The organism is Streptomyces luteogriseus (assembly GCF_014205055.1).
Taxonomy (GTDB): domain Bacteria; phylum Actinomycetota; class Actinomycetes; order Streptomycetales; family Streptomycetaceae; genus Streptomyces; species Streptomyces luteogriseus.
Window position 1 is genome coordinate 5,434,582 of the sequence record NZ_JACHMS010000001.1, and the last position, 16,670, is coordinate 5,451,251.

At 66.2% G+C, this 16,670-nt stretch carries 15 protein-coding genes; 6 read left to right on the plus strand and 9 right to left on the minus strand.

Annotated elements, in window-relative coordinates:
• Positions 1 to 71: 71 nt before the first annotated feature.
• On the plus strand, positions 72 to 470 hold the full coding sequence (locus BJ965_RS24105) for a VOC family protein (RefSeq protein ID WP_184910670.1): 399 nt from the start codon (positions 72 to 74) through the stop codon (positions 468 to 470).
• 120 nt (positions 471 to 590) lie between these two features.
• Here the strand turns inward: BJ965_RS24105 and tgmC are convergent, their stop codons facing one another.
• From tgmC to BJ965_RS40195, 3 genes are read right to left on the minus strand one after another with little or no spacing between them, the layout of a single operon-like run.
• On the minus strand, positions 591 to 1,799 hold the full coding sequence (gene tgmC / locus BJ965_RS24110; RefSeq protein ID WP_184910672.1) for an ATP-grasp peptide maturase system methyltransferase: 1,209 nt from the start codon (positions 1,797 to 1,799) through the stop codon (positions 591 to 593).
• Positions 1,783 to 2,784 carry an ATP-grasp ribosomal peptide maturase gene (tgmB, locus tag BJ965_RS24115; protein ID WP_184910674.1) on the minus strand — a complete coding sequence of 334 codons (1,002 nt, stop codon included), beginning with the start codon at positions 2,782 to 2,784 and terminating at the stop codon, positions 1,783 to 1,785. Before tgmB ends, tgmC begins: the two co-directional genes overlap by 17 nt.
• 2 nt (positions 2,785 to 2,786) lie before the next feature.
• A complete protein-coding gene (locus tag BJ965_RS40195; RefSeq protein WP_313666995.1) occupies positions 2,787 to 3,566 on the minus strand; it encodes a putative ATP-grasp-modified RiPP in 780 nt (259 codons plus the stop codon).
• A gap of 195 nt (positions 3,567 to 3,761) precedes the next feature.
• On the opposite strand from BJ965_RS40195, the gene BJ965_RS24125 reads away from it, so the two are divergent.
• A complete protein-coding gene (locus BJ965_RS24125) occupies positions 3,762 to 5,036 on the plus strand; it encodes a transcriptional regulator (RefSeq protein ID WP_184910676.1) in 1,275 nt (424 codons plus the stop codon).
• On the opposite strand, the gene BJ965_RS24130 is transcribed toward BJ965_RS24125, so the two are convergent.
• The 3 genes from BJ965_RS24130 to BJ965_RS24140 all read right to left on the minus strand — a co-directional run bounded on the left by BJ965_RS24130 (position 5,017) and on the right by BJ965_RS24140 (position 7,252).
• Positions 5,017 to 5,679 (minus strand): HAD family hydrolase, encoded by a 663-nt coding sequence (locus BJ965_RS24130; protein ID WP_184910678.1) that lies wholly within the window; start codon positions 5,677 to 5,679, stop codon positions 5,017 to 5,019. The two genes, BJ965_RS24125 and BJ965_RS24130, sit on opposite strands and share 20 nt — an antisense overlap.
• 27 nt (positions 5,680 to 5,706) lie before the next feature.
• Entirely contained in the window at positions 5,707 to 6,405 is a 699-nt protein-coding gene (locus BJ965_RS24135; protein ID WP_184910680.1) for an HNH endonuclease, read from the minus strand.
• 232 nt (positions 6,406 to 6,637) lie between these two features.
• A complete protein-coding gene (locus BJ965_RS24140) occupies positions 6,638 to 7,252 on the minus strand; it encodes a hypothetical protein (RefSeq protein WP_184910682.1) in 615 nt (204 codons plus the stop codon).
• A gap of 562 nt (positions 7,253 to 7,814) precedes the next feature.
• Here BJ965_RS24140 and BJ965_RS24145 point away from each other — a divergent pair.
• The 4 genes from BJ965_RS24145 (at position 7,815) to BJ965_RS24160 (ending at position 13,280) form a co-directional block, all read left to right on the plus strand.
• On the plus strand, positions 7,815 to 8,513 hold the full coding sequence (locus tag BJ965_RS24145; protein WP_184910684.1) for a hypothetical protein: 699 nt from the start codon (positions 7,815 to 7,817) through the stop codon (positions 8,511 to 8,513).
• A 14-nt stretch (positions 8,514 to 8,527) separates the two neighbouring features.
• Positions 8,528 to 9,970: a hypothetical protein gene (locus BJ965_RS24150; protein ID WP_313666996.1), complete on the plus strand. Its 1,443-nt coding sequence runs from the start codon at positions 8,528 to 8,530 to the stop codon at positions 9,968 to 9,970.
• Entirely contained in the window at positions 9,967 to 11,784 is a 1,818-nt protein-coding gene (locus BJ965_RS24155) for a DEAD/DEAH box helicase (RefSeq protein WP_184910686.1), read from the plus strand. The genes BJ965_RS24150 and BJ965_RS24155 overlap by 4 nt, the downstream gene beginning before the upstream one ends.
• Positions 11,785 to 11,930: 146 nt before the next feature.
• Positions 11,931 to 13,280 (plus strand): DNA cytosine methyltransferase, encoded by a 1,350-nt coding sequence (locus BJ965_RS24160; protein WP_184910688.1) that lies wholly within the window; start codon positions 11,931 to 11,933, stop codon positions 13,278 to 13,280.
• Here BJ965_RS24160 and BJ965_RS24165 read toward each other — a convergent pair.
• The 3 genes from BJ965_RS24165 to BJ965_RS24175 form a co-directional block, all read right to left on the minus strand.
• Complete coding sequence (locus BJ965_RS24165) at positions 13,212 to 13,673, minus strand: very short patch repair endonuclease (protein WP_184910690.1); 462 nt, start codon at positions 13,671 to 13,673, stop codon at positions 13,212 to 13,214. The genes BJ965_RS24160 and BJ965_RS24165 overlap by 69 nt on opposite strands.
• Before the next feature lie 346 nt (positions 13,674 to 14,019).
• Complete coding sequence (locus BJ965_RS24170; protein WP_184910692.1) at positions 14,020 to 15,036, minus strand: SEC-C domain-containing protein; 1,017 nt, start codon at positions 15,034 to 15,036, stop codon at positions 14,020 to 14,022.
• A gap of 108 nt (positions 15,037 to 15,144) precedes the next feature.
• Complete coding sequence (locus BJ965_RS24175; protein ID WP_184910694.1) at positions 15,145 to 16,620, minus strand: beta-1,6-galactanase; 1,476 nt, start codon at positions 16,618 to 16,620, stop codon at positions 15,145 to 15,147.
• Positions 16,621 to 16,670 lie beyond the last annotated feature (50 nt).

Consider the following 16,670-nt stretch of genomic DNA (forward strand, 5'->3'; position numbering starts at 1 on the left):
GACAGGCACCGGTCTCCCCACCCATGCTGCGAAGCGCCACCGGCACGCCGGACAAGTGAGGGAGACACCTGTTGCACCCGAGCCCGAATCTCAATCCCAACCCCACCATCCGCCACATCACCTTCGACTGCACGGGCGAGCCCTACGAACTGGCCCGCTTCTGGGCCGAGTTCCTGGGCCACCCCGTCTCCGACATCGACAAGCCCGGGGATGACGAGGTCCTGGTGGAACTCCCGGAGGGCGCGCCCGGCCTCCTCTTCGTCAGAGTCGAGGAGGCCAAGGCGACGAAGAACCGCATCCACTTCGACGTGGGCCCCACGGGCCGCACCCGCGCCGAGGAGGTCGAACGCGCGCTGTCCCTGGGCGCCCAGATCCTCACGGACCGCACCCTCCCGAACGGCCGAGGCTGGGTCGTGATGACGGACCCGGAGGGGAACGAGTTCTGTATCGAGCGGGGGGAGCGGGGCTGACCGGAGGCGCGGCGGCCAGACCGATAACCGATGCGTCAGGGCGCGGCGGCCCAAACGGTTGGAGGCCACGGGGAGTTGGAGGAACTGGTCGAGCAGTATGGGTTCGAGAAGGGGCTGCGTTCAGCTCGGAGCGGCCGAGGGCAGTAGAAGCCCCGGCATGTTCGGGTGCCACAGGCGCTGCCCCTCATCGGACACCCGCAGCGTGAAAGCACTTGGCCCTGGACGGCCTGCGGCGTCGAAGGCGTCCAGAACGCTCTCGACACGCTCCCACAACGTCACCGGACCGCCCTCTCGCACATGCCATTCGCCGTCCAAGGGCGTCAGCGTGGCCGCGGAGCCGCTCACGACATCGACCAGGTACACGACCTCGTCGACAGTGACCATCTGGGCGTCCGGCACGGCGCATTGGGCAAGGAACCGCACATGGAACGCTTCCTCGGTCGCGGCCACAAGGCGCTCCGGACCGTGACGGGCCGTTCTGGGCTTGTCCGGAAGCCCGGCCGCCCAGTGGGCGGGATTTCCGAACGCCGGCGCGGAGTGTGTCCGCGCAGCCATGAAGGAAACCGTGCCGGGCAGCAACGCGCCCTCCGCCGTGCCGTCACCGGCGACGGTGAGCAGCACACGCGCATAGCCGTAAAGCCACCCTGAGAGAGTGAGCAGGACCTTTCCGCCCGGCCGGGTCTGCGCGAGCAGGGCAGGCGACACCGCACGGAAGGAGCAGGCGGCGACGACTCGATCGAAGCGGGCCTCGGGCCAGTACCCGTACAGGCCGTCCGCGACGGCCAGGGTCGGGGTGTAGCCGCAGCCGTACAGCGCGTCGGCCGCCGCCTCCAGCCGGCGTGGGTCGACCTCGATGCTGGTGACGTCTCCCGAGTCGAGGCGCTCGCAGGCCAGCGCGGTCGAATAGCCGGTACCGGTACCGATCTCCAGCAGGGTGTGCCCCTCAGCCACCTCGGCGTCGGACCACATTCGCACCACCAGGGACGGGAGCGTGGAGGACGAGGTGGGAGCGCCGCCGTGACGGACGAGCGGAGCCTGCCAATCGGGCTCCTCGCCGTCGAACTGGGTGATCAGTGTGGTGTCCGAGTACGCGGCTGCCAGCCACCGTCCGTAGTCGAGCTCGGCGGTGACCGGTTCCCAGGCCGTCAGACCCTTTACGTCGCGGTGCCCCACGGGCAGGTAGAACCCGGGCACGAAGCGATGCCGCGGGACCGCTTCCACCGCCGCCAGCCAGGCCGGGTCCATCGGAACATCGTTCCGAGCGAGGGCGTTCACCATGGCTGCGCGCAGGGGGACCGCGTCGTTCTCGGGATCAGCGGGCATCGCCATGACCTACCGTTTCCTTCCGCTCTTCCGTGTTCAGGATGTCGGCGAATGCCTCGGCGATGTCCGCCGCGTCCGGCAGCCAGCCCCACTGCCCGTTCGGATTGCACTCGATGGCCCACCAGTCTTCGGGCTCGTCTCCGTCCCCGGTGAGCGCGAAGTCGAAGCAGCCGAAGACCAGGTCGAAGGACTCCAGGTAGCCGTGCAGGGCGGCCTCGACCGTGGCGGGCACTGCGGCGGGGGAGTGCGACAGTTCGTCCCAGTCGCCGCGACGCCAGTCCAAGGCCCCGCCCGGCGCGACGATCCGCTGGGCGAAGACCTGGGGTCCGACCACGGTGACCCGTACGTCCGAGCACTTGGGGACCTCTGCCTGGAACAAGTGCGCCGTCACCGCCAGGGTCTCGTCGAAGCTGTCGGGCTGCACCCGTTGGGTCCAGATCGCGCCGGTGTGGCCGTCTTCGCCACGTGGAAGCCCGCGGAACGTCTTGTAGACGACCCGCCCGTGAGCGTCCGCGAACCTCCTGGCCTCATCCGCCTCATTGGTGATCAGAGTCGGGGGGACACGCAGGCCCAGCTCCGCGAATCTCTGCAACTGGGCCGGCTTGAAGTCCGCGCGGGTCACGGCGTGCGGATGATTCACGTACATCGCCGAGCGCAGGGCGTTCAGGACACCACCGAGCCCGTGCCGCGCCTCTGCGGCGCCGAACTGCCCTTGTTGTCGGGGAAGATGCTCGAAGCGCTCGGTGTACGGGGTGGGGCGGCGGTAGTAGACCGCCGCCACCTCCCGCACATCCACTTCTCGGCTTGGGGTGCTCAGCCGCCCGACCCACGCTGGATCGTCCTCGCCGAGGCGGAATCCAAAGGTCAAGTCGGGCCCGAGATCGGCGGGATCGACGCGCACGACTGGCACCTCGCGCTCATTGAGCGCATGGATCACGCGGTCCGCGGTGAAGTCCTCCAGCGCGGTGATGACCAATACCGTGGACGCCACGGTCAGTCCGACTCGTAGTCGGTGGTGTGGTCGTCCTGAGTCTGCGGCTGCGGATTCTGCCCGTCGCCGCCTCCGGAGACCGACGCGGTACCTGTCGTCCTCGACGTGCCGTGCTTACCCATTTCAACCACCCGGCCATCGGTGCCCACGTACCGAGCTGTCTGTGAGGGCCCGTCCAAAACGACGCTCGCGTAGGACGGCGGGCGTACGGGCAGCCGGTCCGTCACCAGCCGCATGGCCCAGGGGCCCTGAACAACCACAGCAGTCATGAGTTCACCCCCGTCGTGCGAACGGAGCTCCCGCTCGGCAGCCAGTCGAGCGCGACCCGCTTCGAGCAGACCGAGGACTGAAAGCGGGGGACACACGTCGCCCTCGTGTCGAGGCGGGACCACCCAGTACGTCCCAGGTGGTTGCCGTCTGTCGATGCGCGGCACTCCCAGGTACGTGCCGCGACCAAGGCAAGTGACGACATCGTCGTGAGCCCACGTGAGGTCGGCACACACGTCGACCAATGCGTAGTAGGTGCCACCCGCCACTCGGCGGTCGAAGATGATCCCGCCTCCCAGTAAGTCACCGAGCTCAGCCGCCACGACCTCCTCGTCCTCGGACCGGACGGCGGCGTGCACGATCTCGGACGCCATGCGCACCGCGGCGAACCGCTCGCCGAGCGGCAGCAGCGCGACGCCTTGCGTAGCCCACTCCGTCCATACGCGCTCGGGCACCGGGTGGGTCCGTGCCAGCCACTCCGAGACCCCTCCGTCCAATCCCTCGTGTGTGTACACCAACGTGCTCCCTCGCTGTCCGGCGGTGCGTACGGGACAACAGAGTACACTAGCCGGTCTGCCTATTCGAGGACCTTGAAGGGCCGTTGAGCGGACATGAAGAGGGCCTGGGTACCCCCCTGGGATGGATCGGGTGTCCTGTAGCGGACTCGCGTGGGAGGGTTGGAGCGCGCATTCAGCAGGAGGAGGTGGCTCGTGCCAAGGCCAACAGGCAACGTTCGACTCAAAGCCGCTCGGGTGGCCGCCGGCTTCAACTCGCAGCAGGATCTGGCCGACGCGCTCACCGAGCACGCGAAGGGCATGGGCATTCGAGGCCTGTCCATCGGGGTGCGCCAGGTCCGGCGCTGGGAGTCGGACAACCCACCGTGGCCGCAACCAGACTGTCAGCGTGTACTGGTGCACCTGCTCGGCCTGAACCTGGAGGCGCTCGGCTTCACGCCGCCCTGGGGCGCGGAGGGAGTGGCACCCGATCCGATCCGACGCAGGCTGGTCGCCGCCGGGGCGGCAACACTGGGTTTGGCGATGGGATCAGGCCGTGCCGTAGCCGCCGCGCATCCGCCGACCGCCGGGGCAGATTTCGAGGCCGTCACTCGTTCCCACCGCAGGCTCTACTGGTCGGTCGCACCGAGCACACTGCACCCGGCCGTCCTGGCGCATGCGACCCTGGGCTGCGCCCTGCTTCCGGAGACGTCCGACTCCACTCGCAGCACGATCGCCGCCGCGCTGGCCGAGACTTACCTTTTGGCGGGCCGGATCGAATTCTTCGATCTCTCCGAGCCGACCACCGCGCACGACACGCTTCTCCTCGCCCTACAGGCAGCGGGCGAGGCCGACGATGCGTTGCTCGGATCGGCGATCATCGCGCACATGGCCTTCATCCCGGGCTGGGCGGGTGATCAGGAGGGAGCGCAGGAGCGAATGATCGCGGCCCGGACCTACGCCCGTCGCGCCCGTGCCTCCGCCGAGTTCCTGGCCTGGCTCGACGCCGTGGAAGCTGAGTGCGAGACCAGGTGCGGCGACACCCGAACCGCGCTGAACCTGATCAACCACGCCGAGGATGTCCTGGAGGCCGGCAACGAGCATTCGTCGCCGCCGTGGATGGACTGGTTCTCCCCGGCGCGGCTCGCGGCCTTCAAGGGAAACACGCAGCTGCTCGCGGGCCACCTCCCGCAAGCTCGGGCTGGGCTCCTCCAGGCCCTCGAAGCCATGACCCCGGGCGAGGAGAAGCAACGGACTGTCGTATACGGCGACTTGGCAGCCGTCGAAGCGGCCTCTGGCAATCCGGAAGAGGCCTGCGAGTACGCGGGCAAGGCACTCGATCAGCTGGCTCTCACCTGGTACGCCACCGGCATGGACCGGGTACGCGAAGTCCGGCGTGCGCTGACGCCGCACCAGCACGAGAGGTGTGTTCGCGATCTCGACGACCGCCTGTACGACTGGTCGACGACTCTCAGGGCGCTGAGGCGTTGAACTCGGCAATGCGGAAGGTCAGTTCGTCCAAACTCTCGACACGGAAGGTCGGCAGCTCCCTGGCTTCCGCGCTGTCCCACTGAATGCTGGCCCAGGGTCCGCGACGCACCAGCGCGGTGTGCATACCGGCCTGCCCGGCAGGCTTGATGTCGTTGTCGCACCGATCACCGACGTACAGAATCTCGTCGGCCCCGAAGGGCACGGCCGCTGCCACGCGCTTGAAGAACTCGGGGTCGGGCTTGCTGGCGCCCCAGTCGTCGGACGTACCGATTAGGTCGACGTCGTACGAGAACAGCTCCCGCAGGATTCCCCCGGCCCGCACGGTCTGGTTGCCGGCGATCCCAAGCCACAGGCCGTCGGTCCGGAGCTGCCGGAGGGCGGACCGGACGTCGCCGTACAGATCGTCTTCCCCGAAGCTCTCCGGCTGCCCGGCAGCGGCCCGCTTCTCCCGCTCCGCATACAGATCGAACCCGGGCCGGAACTCCTGGAACGTTTCCCGGTAGTCACGACCCTGGGCGATGACGGCCCCGAACATCGCGTGAAAGGTGTGCCTCGGCACGCCCAGCCAGTCGGCCCAGGTGCCGTACTCCCGGGTCTCGTCCACGAGGCACTCACCGACGTCGAAGACCACTGCGCGAATCATGGGGGCAGGGTATCGGCGGGAAAGCGTTCAGTCCTCCTCGATCAGAGCCCCTGCGAGCTTCAGCATGACATCGACTCTGTCGCCCTGTCCCAGGCGAAGCCACTCAACGAAAACGCGCTCCACTTCGTCTCGCTCGGGACGTCCTGACTGCATGAGCCGGTACAGGCGCCGCTTGTCGGCGCGACTGCTGAGGTTGGAGGCCCTCTCGAGGATCTCTTCGCGCGTGGGCAGCGGCCTGCCGGTTCCGCTTCCGCGGCTGCAGCGCTGGCACTCAACGCGCAGGTTGGACAATTCCGTACTCGCTGGCGGACTCGGATCGATGATGTGGACACCAAGGGCCGCCTTCTCCCCCTCATCATCTGGGAACGCCTCGCCGGCTCTTGTGCCGCACGTCTGGCACAGGGAGTCCACCGCTTCGATGGCTTCGCGGCGGCGAGTGGCGGAGACTCGCGCCCGTGACCGTTGTTCCGGTTGCTCGCCAAGGTCGATCCGGGTGCCGATCGCTGTGAGTCGGTACTCGTCGGGCTGGAGGTGTGGGTCGGTTTTGTAGTTGTCGATCTGCCAGCCCAGTTCGCGTAGATCACGCATACGGCGATCTACCTGAGCCACGCCGGGGACGCCTTCGAAGAGCTCAAGCTTCTTGAACACCTTGCCTTCCCCCTTGGACGCGAGGAATTCGGCGACCCGCACCTTCGATGACCGTCTTACTGTCCGCTCGCCTGCCATGCCATCCTCCCCTGGTTCACGTCAGAGCGCCGTCCCCACTCCCAAGGGTGACGGCCCGAACTACCGTACAGCCGTCCCGCTACTTCGTACAGCCGACAACGTTCGGCAGCGTTCGGCAAAGCTGAGGAACCTGGTCGACGTGGTCGAGTCGGCTGGCTGGGCCTGCTGAAGGAGTTGGCCGGAGGGGCTGGAGCCGAAGAGTTGGTGCGGCCGGTCCTTGTGATGCAGGCACTCACTCGATCGCGGCCTGAAGTAGGGCGCCGGCGTCATCCGGGCAGCCCTGCTTGTGGAGTTCCCAGGTCACGTGCATCACCTCTTGGTCCTGATGGTCACGCCCGTAGATGTGAATCAAGTTGTCCAGGAGGTCGCTCTGCTGGTGGTGGCGCAACGCCCTGAACAGCGTCGCGGTCTCGACGGGGCTGAGGACTTCTGTGGTGTGGCGCAGCAGGGTAAGCGCCGCCTCCTGCTGGCCGTTGTTTCGTAGCTCTGCGGCCCGCTTAGCCACCTGCCGTGCAGCCGACGCATCGTTCGTGCTCCGCTGCCGGTCCCACCTTCGGCGGGGGACCGGCAGCGGAGCAAGCGCCGCTTGAGTAGTGAGACGTGCCTGCAAGCCGGCCCGGTCAGCCTTCAGTTCGGTGACCGCATTCCTGAGCGACCTGACCTCCCCTCGGAGGGCTTCCAGTTCCGCCGTGTTGTTGGAGGCCGATTGTCGTAACGCTGCGATCTCCGCTTCCGTCTCCGCTGCTTGCTTTACCGCCGCGTCAAGCTGTGACCGCAGGTCAAGGCAGCTTCGGCATCGTTCAGCCTCAGCGGCTTCGTGAAGCTTCCGTAGGTCATCCAGGCTCACGCCGAGCCCGTGCTCATCCCTAGCGTCGGCGAGGGCCGTCTCGTAAAGATGCTCTACGGAGCGCAGTCGCGGCACTGATTGCCCGCTTAAGAACCTGGACAGCGAGCTTTCACTGCAGTTCAGATGTGCTGCCGCGTCTGCCTGGGTAGGCGGCATACCTGGCGATTTGTTCGATGGCGTGGGAGTGATGTGACGGCATAGCCCTTGGAGGGCTATGGCCAAGGCTCGATGGCTCGGCGGAACGTCACTGCGGAACTCCTTGTCTATCCAGCTGCACCCAACTGGGACGCCTCCGGGTCGTGACATGCGCTTTTGCCTCCATGTGGCTTCGGGGACTGACCTGCGGACCTGACTGGATCCCGCAATTGTGCACGAGAGGCGGGGAGTTGCCTCTTGCTATCTCTGAAGCAAGTGTTCAAGTGCTGGACTTCCTTTCGGGTTGTGGTGCCAGACTGAAGGGGCAGTCGCCCGAGAAACGGAGGGGCGTAAGTCAGGCATGCAGCGATTTTTGCGTCGTGCGTGGCTTATTGCGATATGTCATTCACTTGACCGGAGGCGATAGATGACACTGCCGTCGTGGCAGGACAAGAAGTTGGGAAGCATGTCACGTGCGGCCCTGTGGCTGCTGGACGTCGTGGGGGAGGGCAACGTCTTCACGAAGGCTCAGCTGCGCGCCGCCTTTCCTGACGTCGCGCAGATTGACCGGCGGATCCGGGACCTGAGGGACCACGGGTGGCGGATCGGAACGAGCCGTGACGACGTGACCTTGAAGCAGCAGGAACAGCGCTTCGTCGTCCGGGGAGCAGACGTCTGGGTCCCAGGCAAGTCGAAGGCGCCAAAGCACAAGAACAGCCTCACGACGGCACAGCGCCAGAAGGTCTTCCAGGCCGACAACCATCTCTGCCGGTCCTGCGGTATCGCTACCGGCGAAGCCTATGAGGACGGCATCACGCAGTCGGTTCTGAACGTGGCACGACGCAAAGTGGTGCTGCCAGACGGAGAGGCTGACTACCAGTTCATCACCGAATGCAGTCGTTGTGGGGCTGGAAGCACTGACCGCGAGGTCGACCTTGGAGTGATTCTGGACCTCACCGAGTCGCTCGCGCCCATGGAGCGGCAGATCTTCCTGGCCTGGATCGAAGCCGATCGGAGGTCGCTCAGCCCCATGGAGAAGATGTGGGGCATCTACCGGACTCTTCCCGAGGAGTCTCGCAAGGCCGTCGCCGACGCGCTCCGCGACATGGACGACCAGGACAACTAGACACAGAAGGGGGAATGACCATGCTTCGGGAGCTCCCGGCGCCGCCGCGCGCGGCCGAGTTCAGCGAGCTGATCAAGAAGAAGGTGGAGGAGGTCAAGACAGCCGGCGGCACCAGGGAAACGGTCACGGTCGACTGGAACGAGCAGCAGGCTCACGTGGAGGTCATCGACCTGCCGCTCAGCGGGCTGTACTTCAACCCCAGCACCCACCGGATCAGGGCTCAGCGCAGTCATGATGCGGCCCGTGACGAGCTGCTGGGGAAAGATCCGTGGTGTACAGAGAGCCAGGACTACTTGAGGTTCCTGCTGAAAGCCTCGCCGGCCGACCCGAACATCCGTGACACCGACTTCGACAAGCTCAAAGAGAGCCTGGAGCAGTTCGGCCAGAACGACCCCGGCCTCGTGACGCATACGGGCGTGCTCGTGAACGGCAACACGCGAGCCGCTGCGCTGCATGAGCTGGGCGCGCAGTCGATGCGTGTAGGGGTGCTGCCCGAGTCGTTTACCTGGGCAGAAATCAACGCGGTCGAGCTGTCCCTCCAGCTGCGCAAGGATCACCGTCGCGACTACTCGTACATCAACCGGCTCCTCGCGATGGAGGAGCAGGCCGGCCTCGGACGTACGCCTGAGCAGATCGCCAAGGAATTCCGGATCCAGGTGAAGACATACCACCAGGAGCGCTGGATCCTGAGCACAATCCGCGAGCTCATCGACCGCAGTAAGAGCGGTGGGGGAGTGGCGCTGCGGCTCGTGGACTGGGAGGGCGCCCAGGAACGCCTCAAAGAGCTTCACCGGCTGTACGTGAAACTTGAGTCCGTTGACCGGGACCAGGCGGAGGTTCTTAAGGAATGGCGACTGGCCGCCATTCTTCTCGACTTCTCGAAGACCGACGTGCGGCACATCGACGAGGAGTTCCTGAAGGAGGGACACCTCACCCGCACCTTGCCGACCACCCTGACCGAGGGAAGGGCCAACTCGGCGGATCAGGAGGTGGTGTCCATCCCCGGGCTCGACCTCGCCGTTCCAGCGGCATCTTCTGCGGTGTCTGAGGCGCGGGCGCTGAACGACCAGATTCTGCGTGCCAGCGCTGCGACCCGGGGCGGTAACTCGCCCCTGCTCGACAGCGACAAGGCACAGGGCCAGGAATTGCTGGACGACGCGAAGAGGGCATTCGACGAAGCGATCGACGCTGCCGGCCGCAGCGCCCGCCTCCGGAAGCGTAAGCAGCTGGCCCCGGCCCGGCTTGCGGAGGCCTGCGCGAGCATCGACCAGTGCGTAATGGATCTCGTCCAGGCCCGTACGTCTCGAAGCCTGGACGAGGAAGCCTTCGACGAGGCTGTGCTGAAGCTTCGCGTGAGCCTGCGCAAGCTCGCGCAGCAGGCTGGCAGGGGCCTTCCCACCCCTGGAGATGGTGTCGCCTGGCTGTTGGAGGCCGCTGTCGCGGAGGGGCGCCAGTGACGGACGACGCGACGGGAACGTCTTTGCACCTCGGGTTTGATGAGACCCGCACCCGTGTCGTTCTCAGGACAACCGATCAGTATCAGCAGGACCTTGTCCGACTGGCCGCCCGTTTCCGCACGGGTGGCCAGCTCGGCCCGCTTTCCGCGTCGGTGGCACTCGACGAACTGCTCGCGGACCTCAGCGCTCTCAGTGGTTGGCCGCACCATGCGGGAGTGGAATGGGCTCCGGAACTTCGGAACCTGGTGGCCGGAGTCGTCCAGGACGCCAACACGGTCAAGGAACGTCTTGCCGGGGCAAGACCCCACGGTGAAGTCCTGCCCGATGAGGTGCCAGGCCTCCTGGGGGATACCTGGGAAGGAGAGCTCAGTGAGTTCCAGCTTCGGGACATCGCGAAGCTGCTGGCACTTCAGCACGGGGCCAACTTCAGTGTTCCTGGTGCGGGCAAAACCCGCGTGGCCCTCGCTGTCTATGCCGCGCAGAGGGCCCAAGGGCGCGTGAGCCGGGTCTTGGTGGTCTGTCCAAAGTCGGCGTACGAATCCTGGCGCTACGAGACGGCGGTGTGCTTCACCTACCCGCTGCGGACCCATGTCCTCGACGGATCAATGGATCAGTGGGCAGAAGTGCTGATCGTCAACTACGAGAGGCTGGACCGCTCGCTGGCCACGCTGGCGAGCTGGCTGAAGGCAGGCCCTTCGATGATCATCCTCGACGAGGCACACAGGATGAAGCTGGGAGCCCGGGGTACGTATGGTGCCGCCTGCATGGCTCTCGGCCCACTGGCCGAACGACGCATGATCCTCACCGGGACGCCGGCGCCCAATGGCTCGAAGGACCTGGAGAACTTGCTGGGCTTTGTATGGCCCGGGCACGGGCAGCGAACCGTCGTACAGGCTGTGGCAGGTGGGGACCTGGCCTACGCCAGCTCCGTCCTCCGGCCTCTGTTCACTCGGACGACCAAGCAGGAACTCGGCCTGCCGCCGGTTTGGTTGAGGATGCGGTACGTCGACATGCCTCCGTTGCACAACGAGATCTACAGCTCGCTGGTGGGTGGTGAGAACAGTCGTGCTTCCAGAGATGACCTGAGCTCACTCGGCAAGACCGCCTTGCGGTTGCTGATGGCGGCCACCAGCCCAGCGCTCCTCTTGGAGGGGGGCAGTAGGTACGAGCCCTTGGCATATCAGCTGCCGCCTCTGGAAGTCCCGGAGGGCAGTTCGTTGTACACGCTCCTGCAGAACCTGCCGGACTACGAGCTGTCGCCCAAGTACAAGGAAACTGTGGCCATCGTGGCGGAAAATGCTGCACGAGGCCGAAAGACGCTGGTGTGGACGACATTCGTCCGTAGCCTCACGACTCTGGAGCGCATGCTGGAGAAGTACAGCCCAGCAGTGGTCTTCGGCGGGACACCTGATCGCGACGAGCAGTTGCGGCGCTTCCGCGAGGACCCGAGCTGCGCGGTGCTCATCTCCAACCCGGCGACCCTTGGTGAGGGCATCAGCCTGCATCACATCTGTCATGACGCTGTGTATGTGGATCGTGACTTCATGGCAGGGCGGTTCCTGCAGAGCCTTGACCGGATCCATCGCCTGGGCCTCGCGCCCGGGACAGACACGCGCGTTACCGTCTTGGCCGTCAGGAACACCATCGATGAGGTTGTCACAGCGCGTCTGGATCAGAAGCTGGAGTTCATGGGGAAGATCCTTGACGACCCCACGGTGCAGCAACTCGCAGACCTGCAGGAGGAGCCGTCGGTCGCGGCCGGCCTGGCTCCGAATGACATCGAAGCCCTGCTGAGGCACATCAACAGCGGTTAGAGTCTGGGCGCCCTCGGGCCTGCCCAGACCCCGGGTTGGGCCGGGAATGAGGAGCAGTGGGAGACTCTTGTTGCCCTTACGCGGTGTGTGATCACCATCTCTGTAAGACTTGGCAACGGTTTTGAGTCATCTCCGGAAGGAGCGCCATGCGCCCCAGCGGCCCGCAGCGCCCGCAGTTCGCCTCGCCACTGACCTCGATTGAGATCTGTGCGGGGGCAGGCGGACAGGCTGTTGGGCTGCACAACGCCGGCTTCGACCACTTGGCGCTCGTCGAGTGGGACGCGGACGCGGCAGCCACCCTCGGCGCCAATGTGGGTGGCTGGCCTGGCTGGACGACGGAGCGGGCCAAGGCGCTGAAGCCCATGGATGTCAAAGACTTCCTTGACTCTGACGAGTACAGGAATCTTGGCCTTCCTCAAGGGGAACTGGATTTGCTGGCCGGGGGTGTCCCGTGCCCTCCATTTTCCTTGGCGGGGAAGAGGCTTGGGAAAGATGATGAGAGGGATCTGTTTCCTGAGGCCTTGAAGATCGCGGACGCCTTGCGCCCTAGAGCTGTAATGATCGAGAATGTTCGCGGAATTCTTGAGCCGCCTGAGGTGTTCATTGAATATCGTGCTTGGATTCTGGATGAACTGCGAAAGCTAGACTATATGGTTCCCGGAGTTGACCCCTCGTCAAGCCCTCGTCAGCAGGACCTGCAGATGCGGCATGTTTGGCGTCGGCTGGATGCAAAAGACTTCGGCGTTCCCCAGTTGCGTCCCCGAGCTATTCTTGTTGCAATCCGTGAGGATGTGCTGAAGGAAAAAGGCGTCGAGTTTGTTTGGCCGCAGCGAGTTGCGCGATTTCAGGCATCTGTGGTAGGGAAATTGCGAAGGACGATGAGGGAGCGTTGCGAGGATTTCTGGGATAAGAACCAGGAAGGAGAGTTCCCCTCGTCCGGCGATCGCACTGGTAAAGATGTATTTTACGAGTGGCTGATCAGCGCCAAGAAAGCCAAGGACGCCGGGAGGGGTGTGGCGCCAACGCTTGTCGGCGGTTCGCGGAAGCATGGTGGCGCTGACCTCGGGCCCACGCGGGCAAAGCGTGCCTGGGGGGCGATGGGCGTCGACGCGATGGGTGTGGCTAATGACCGTAAGGAATGTACCCCGGCGAGGGACCTTTTCAGGCCCGCTGGCCCGATGCTGACGGTCGAGCAAGCCGCCATCATTCAAGGGTTTCCACGTGATTGGGACTTCCAGGGGAAAAAGACGGCTCGGTACCGGCAGGTCGGCAATGCATTCCCGCCTCCAGTCGCTGAAGCCGTTGGTCGGGCAATCGCTGCGGTGCTGCGGCCAGAGCATCGAGAAGAATTGCTGGAAGGGTATGTCATGGACTCCAATGTCAGCCCTGCCGTGAAGCCGGACCCCGAGCAGATGGAGATCCCTGTGTCAGCTGTGTCGCCCGGTGATTCGGCGGGCTACGACCGTCGCGGCGATTTTGTCGGCGCACGCGGCTGACGGCTCGTGTTCCCAGAATCGGAGCACGAGCCACCCTGCTTCCTTAAGGCGTTGATCAGTGTCACGGTCGCGTTCCATGTTGCGGAGTACCTTTTCTGACCAGTACCCCGAGTTGGTCCTCGGTGGAACGTAATGCTCTGGGCAGCCGTGCCAATAGCAACCGTCAATAAACACGGCAACCTTCACCGAACGGAACACCATATCCGCTGTCCTGCGCAGGTCGGGAATCGGGCGGGCGGCAACGCGATAGCGCAGCCCTTGTGCGTGGACTAGGCGGCGAATCAGCTTCTCGGGTTTTGTGTCGCGGCTGCGGATCGCCTGCATGTTGCGGCGGCGAGCTGCCGACGAAGCCCAGGAACCAGCCGGCGCTTCCCACGTAGGATCTTCGGACACATGGAAGAGGGTAGTCCGCCCCGGGGCTGAGCTCACGGTCACTGTTGGGGCCGCCCGCTTCCCGGCCAGTGTCGTGCCTCCGCGCCCCGCCTCAAGGGCGCTTCACTCCGCGGCGCTGCGTTCCGCGTCGGCTGCGCCGTTGGCCCTGCGGGCCACCCTTGACCCGGGCCGCTCCAGCACGGGAGAGAAGCGAGCGGGCGGCCCGGGGAAGCGGGGACCAGGGTGGGGAGCGCCGCCGTGCGCTGCGCAGGTGCCCGGCGTGACGGGCGCGTCAGCGTTTCCGCGCACGCCGGGTCGGCTCAGCGGCGCCCTGCCGGCGGCTTCGGTTCCCCGTGTCAGGCGGATCTCAGGCAGTGCTGCCGTGGCACTGGCCGTACGCCTGGCCCGACCCGCACCAGCAAGCCGCCCCCGACTGCGGCGGCCAAGCCACCGCCCGTCCCCTCGCCGCCAGCGTCGTCGCGTACTGGGGGAGGAGTGTCGCGTCGTTGGGAGAGGAGAGTTCCGATGCCGCGAAGGCCTCGTAGGACGGGACCGTGCCGGTGACGATGCCCAGGTTCGGGGTGCCGGAGGCGGCGAGTTCGCGCAGGGACTGCTCTATCGAGGCCAGGTGCTCGGCGTGGGTCGGGTACTCCGACGTGAGGGTCGGGTACGCCTCCAGGAGTTCCGTGAGCTCGCCCGCCGGCCAGTGCAGGATCGCCACCGGGAAGGGGCGGGAGAGGGCCTCCCGGTACGCGCCCAGTTCCGCTCGGAGGCGGAGGATCTCCGCCTCCAGTTCCGCGGGGTTCTCCGAGCCCAGGGACCAGACGCGCTTGGGGTCGTGAAGTTCGTCCAGGGTGATCGGGAGGGAGTGGACCGAGTCCGCCAGGGCGTCCCACTCGTCGTGGGACTTGCCGAGCATGCGCCGGACGCGGTGGCGGCCGAAGAGGAGGGGGTGGGTGGCGTAGGGGGGCTCCTCGACGTCCGTCAGGAGGCGGTGCACGGCCTCCGTGAACGTCTCGTGGGCCGCTTCCAGTTCGTCGTGGTTCTCCAGGGACTCCGCGACGATCACCCAGGGGGCCGGGTCCTTGGGGGACGCCACCCGGACGCCCTCGATGATCGCGCGGGCCTCGGCCTCGTGGCCGTACTCCCAGAGGTTCGAGGCCTTGAGCGCCCGTACCAGGTGGGGGTTCTCCAGGCCGTCGGGGGAGGACAGCAGGCGGTCGTAGAGCGTGGTCGCGGTGGGGCGGTCGCCGGAGAGTTCCAGATGGGCCGCTGCCCGCAGCAGCAGGGCCTCGGCGTCCTCGGGATACAGGCCGGCGGTCCGCTCCAGGCGTGCCGCCTCGGCGGTGTGGTCGACGTTTTCGGCAGGCGTGTCGGGGCGCATGGGTGACACCGTACTGCCGGGAGGTGACGAGCGTGAGAGATGTGCAGGCCAGACCCGATATCGAGGGTACCCAGGGCATCGAGGGCTTCTCTCACGCTCGTCGCGGACCTACAGCGTCACGCCGTCTATTTGGAGGGTTTGGACCGACTTCGCGGCGAATGGGACGGCTACGGACTTGCCGGACAGGCGGATGTCCGAGCGGGCCGTGTAGAGGTCGCCGCCACCCGTCGTGACCGTGTTCCAGCGGGGGACCAGGCCACCCGAGCCACCCGTCACCGTCGAGAAGCGGGAGAGGTCGAAGGTGAGGGTCTGGGCGGAGGTGGAGGTGTTCACCGCGACGATCACCAGGCGGCGGGCCGTCGCGTCGTACGCCGCCACCGCGTAGTCCACGTCCGTGGTCAGAATCGTCATGCCGGGGCGGATGTGGCGGCTGAACTGGGCCATCACATAGTGCTTGGTCTGGACGGTGGTGGGCTGGAGGGTGTTGGCGTCGTAGGCGATCATCGCCCACCCCGTGGACGGGTCCATGACCTGCCAGTAGCACCAGGCCGTCGGGTGCAGCCAGCGGAAGTCGAGGCAGAGGTTCGAGGCCATCGTCAGGCCCGTGCCGTCGCTGTCGCCCGTCTCGGAGTTCCACAGCTTCTTGCGGGAGGTGGTGACCACGTCCGTGTAGAGGAGGTCGCGGCGGCCGCCCGAGCCCTGGTAGCCGTGCACGTTGACCTGGGAGACCAGGCCCTTGGTGGTGGAGTTGAAGGAGGACCAGGTGGAGCGGGCCGTGTCGTAGTTCGTCTCGTCCGAGGCCGCGATGCGCAGGCCCGTGAGGCCGCGCTTGTCCAGCTCGCTGCGCATGTAGGGGAGCACGGCCGCCTGGACCGCCGGGTCCATGTGGCAGCCCTCCTGGGTGCCGGTCGCGGTCCACCAGGTGGAGGCCGGCTCGTTGAAGGGGTCGACCGTCGCGAAGTTCACGCCCCAGTTGTTCTTCGCGTACAGGGCCGTCGCCGCCAAGTGGCTCGCATGCTGGCGGTAGTTCCAGGTCTGGAGGTTGTTGCCGCCGCCCGACGCGCCCGAGGGGTTGTGGTTGCTGCACATCCACCACATCGGGGAGTTGGCGAACAGTTCGGTGATCGCGCCGCGCTGCGTGGCCTTCACCAGCATCGCGCGCTGGTTGGCGTCCGCCGTCCACTTCCACGCCGAGGAGGTGGGGTCCTCGTTGTTCCAGTCCTGCCAGAAGCCCTCGATCTGCTTGAAGGCGGGGATGTTGGGCGACTTCACCATCGTCTCGCCGCCGACGCTGTTGGAGCTGCACGCGCCGAGGTTGTAGCGGGCGATGTTGAGGCCCAGGCCGGGCAGGGAACGGCCGTTGTACGTGACGGACTTGGTGGTGAAGAACAGGTCGGCGAAGTCGTCCCGGGCGCCGAAGACGTTGGCCCACCAGGCGAGGGAGGTTCCCCAGCCCTCCCAGGTGCCGTACGTCGTCGACGGGTTGACGGCGATCGTGGCGTCCGCGTGCGCGGTGCCCGTCGCCAGGGCGCTGCCGAGGAACGTTCCGCCTGCTGCGGCCAGCAGACTTCTGCGTCGGATCACGGCTCCTCCGTAAGGGAGATGGGGGCGCACACCGGTCCCCGGCCCGGCGC

Coding starts and splice junctions, on each gene's coding strand:
- tgmC (WP_184910672.1), bottom strand. CDS start 1,799: ATGGCGATGCCCGCTGATCCCGAGAACGACGCGGTCCCCCTGCGCGCA.
- BJ965_RS24130 (WP_184910678.1), bottom strand. CDS start 5,679: ATGATTCGCGCAGTGGTCTTCGACGTCGGTGAGTGCCTCGTGGACGAG.
- BJ965_RS24135 (WP_184910680.1), bottom strand. CDS start 6,405: ATGGCAGGCGAGCGGACAGTAAGACGGTCATCGAAGGTGCGGGTCGCC.
- BJ965_RS24145 (WP_184910684.1), top strand. CDS start 7,815: ATGACACTGCCGTCGTGGCAGGACAAGAAGTTGGGAAGCATGTCACGT.
- BJ965_RS24150 (WP_313666996.1), top strand. CDS start 8,528: ATGACCATGCTTCGGGAGCTCCCGGCGCCGCCGCGCGCGGCCGAGTTC.
- BJ965_RS24160 (WP_184910688.1), top strand. CDS start 11,931: ATGCGCCCCAGCGGCCCGCAGCGCCCGCAGTTCGCCTCGCCACTGACC.
- BJ965_RS24170 (WP_184910692.1), bottom strand. CDS start 15,036: ATGCGCCCCGACACGCCTGCCGAAAACGTCGACCACACCGCCGAGGCG.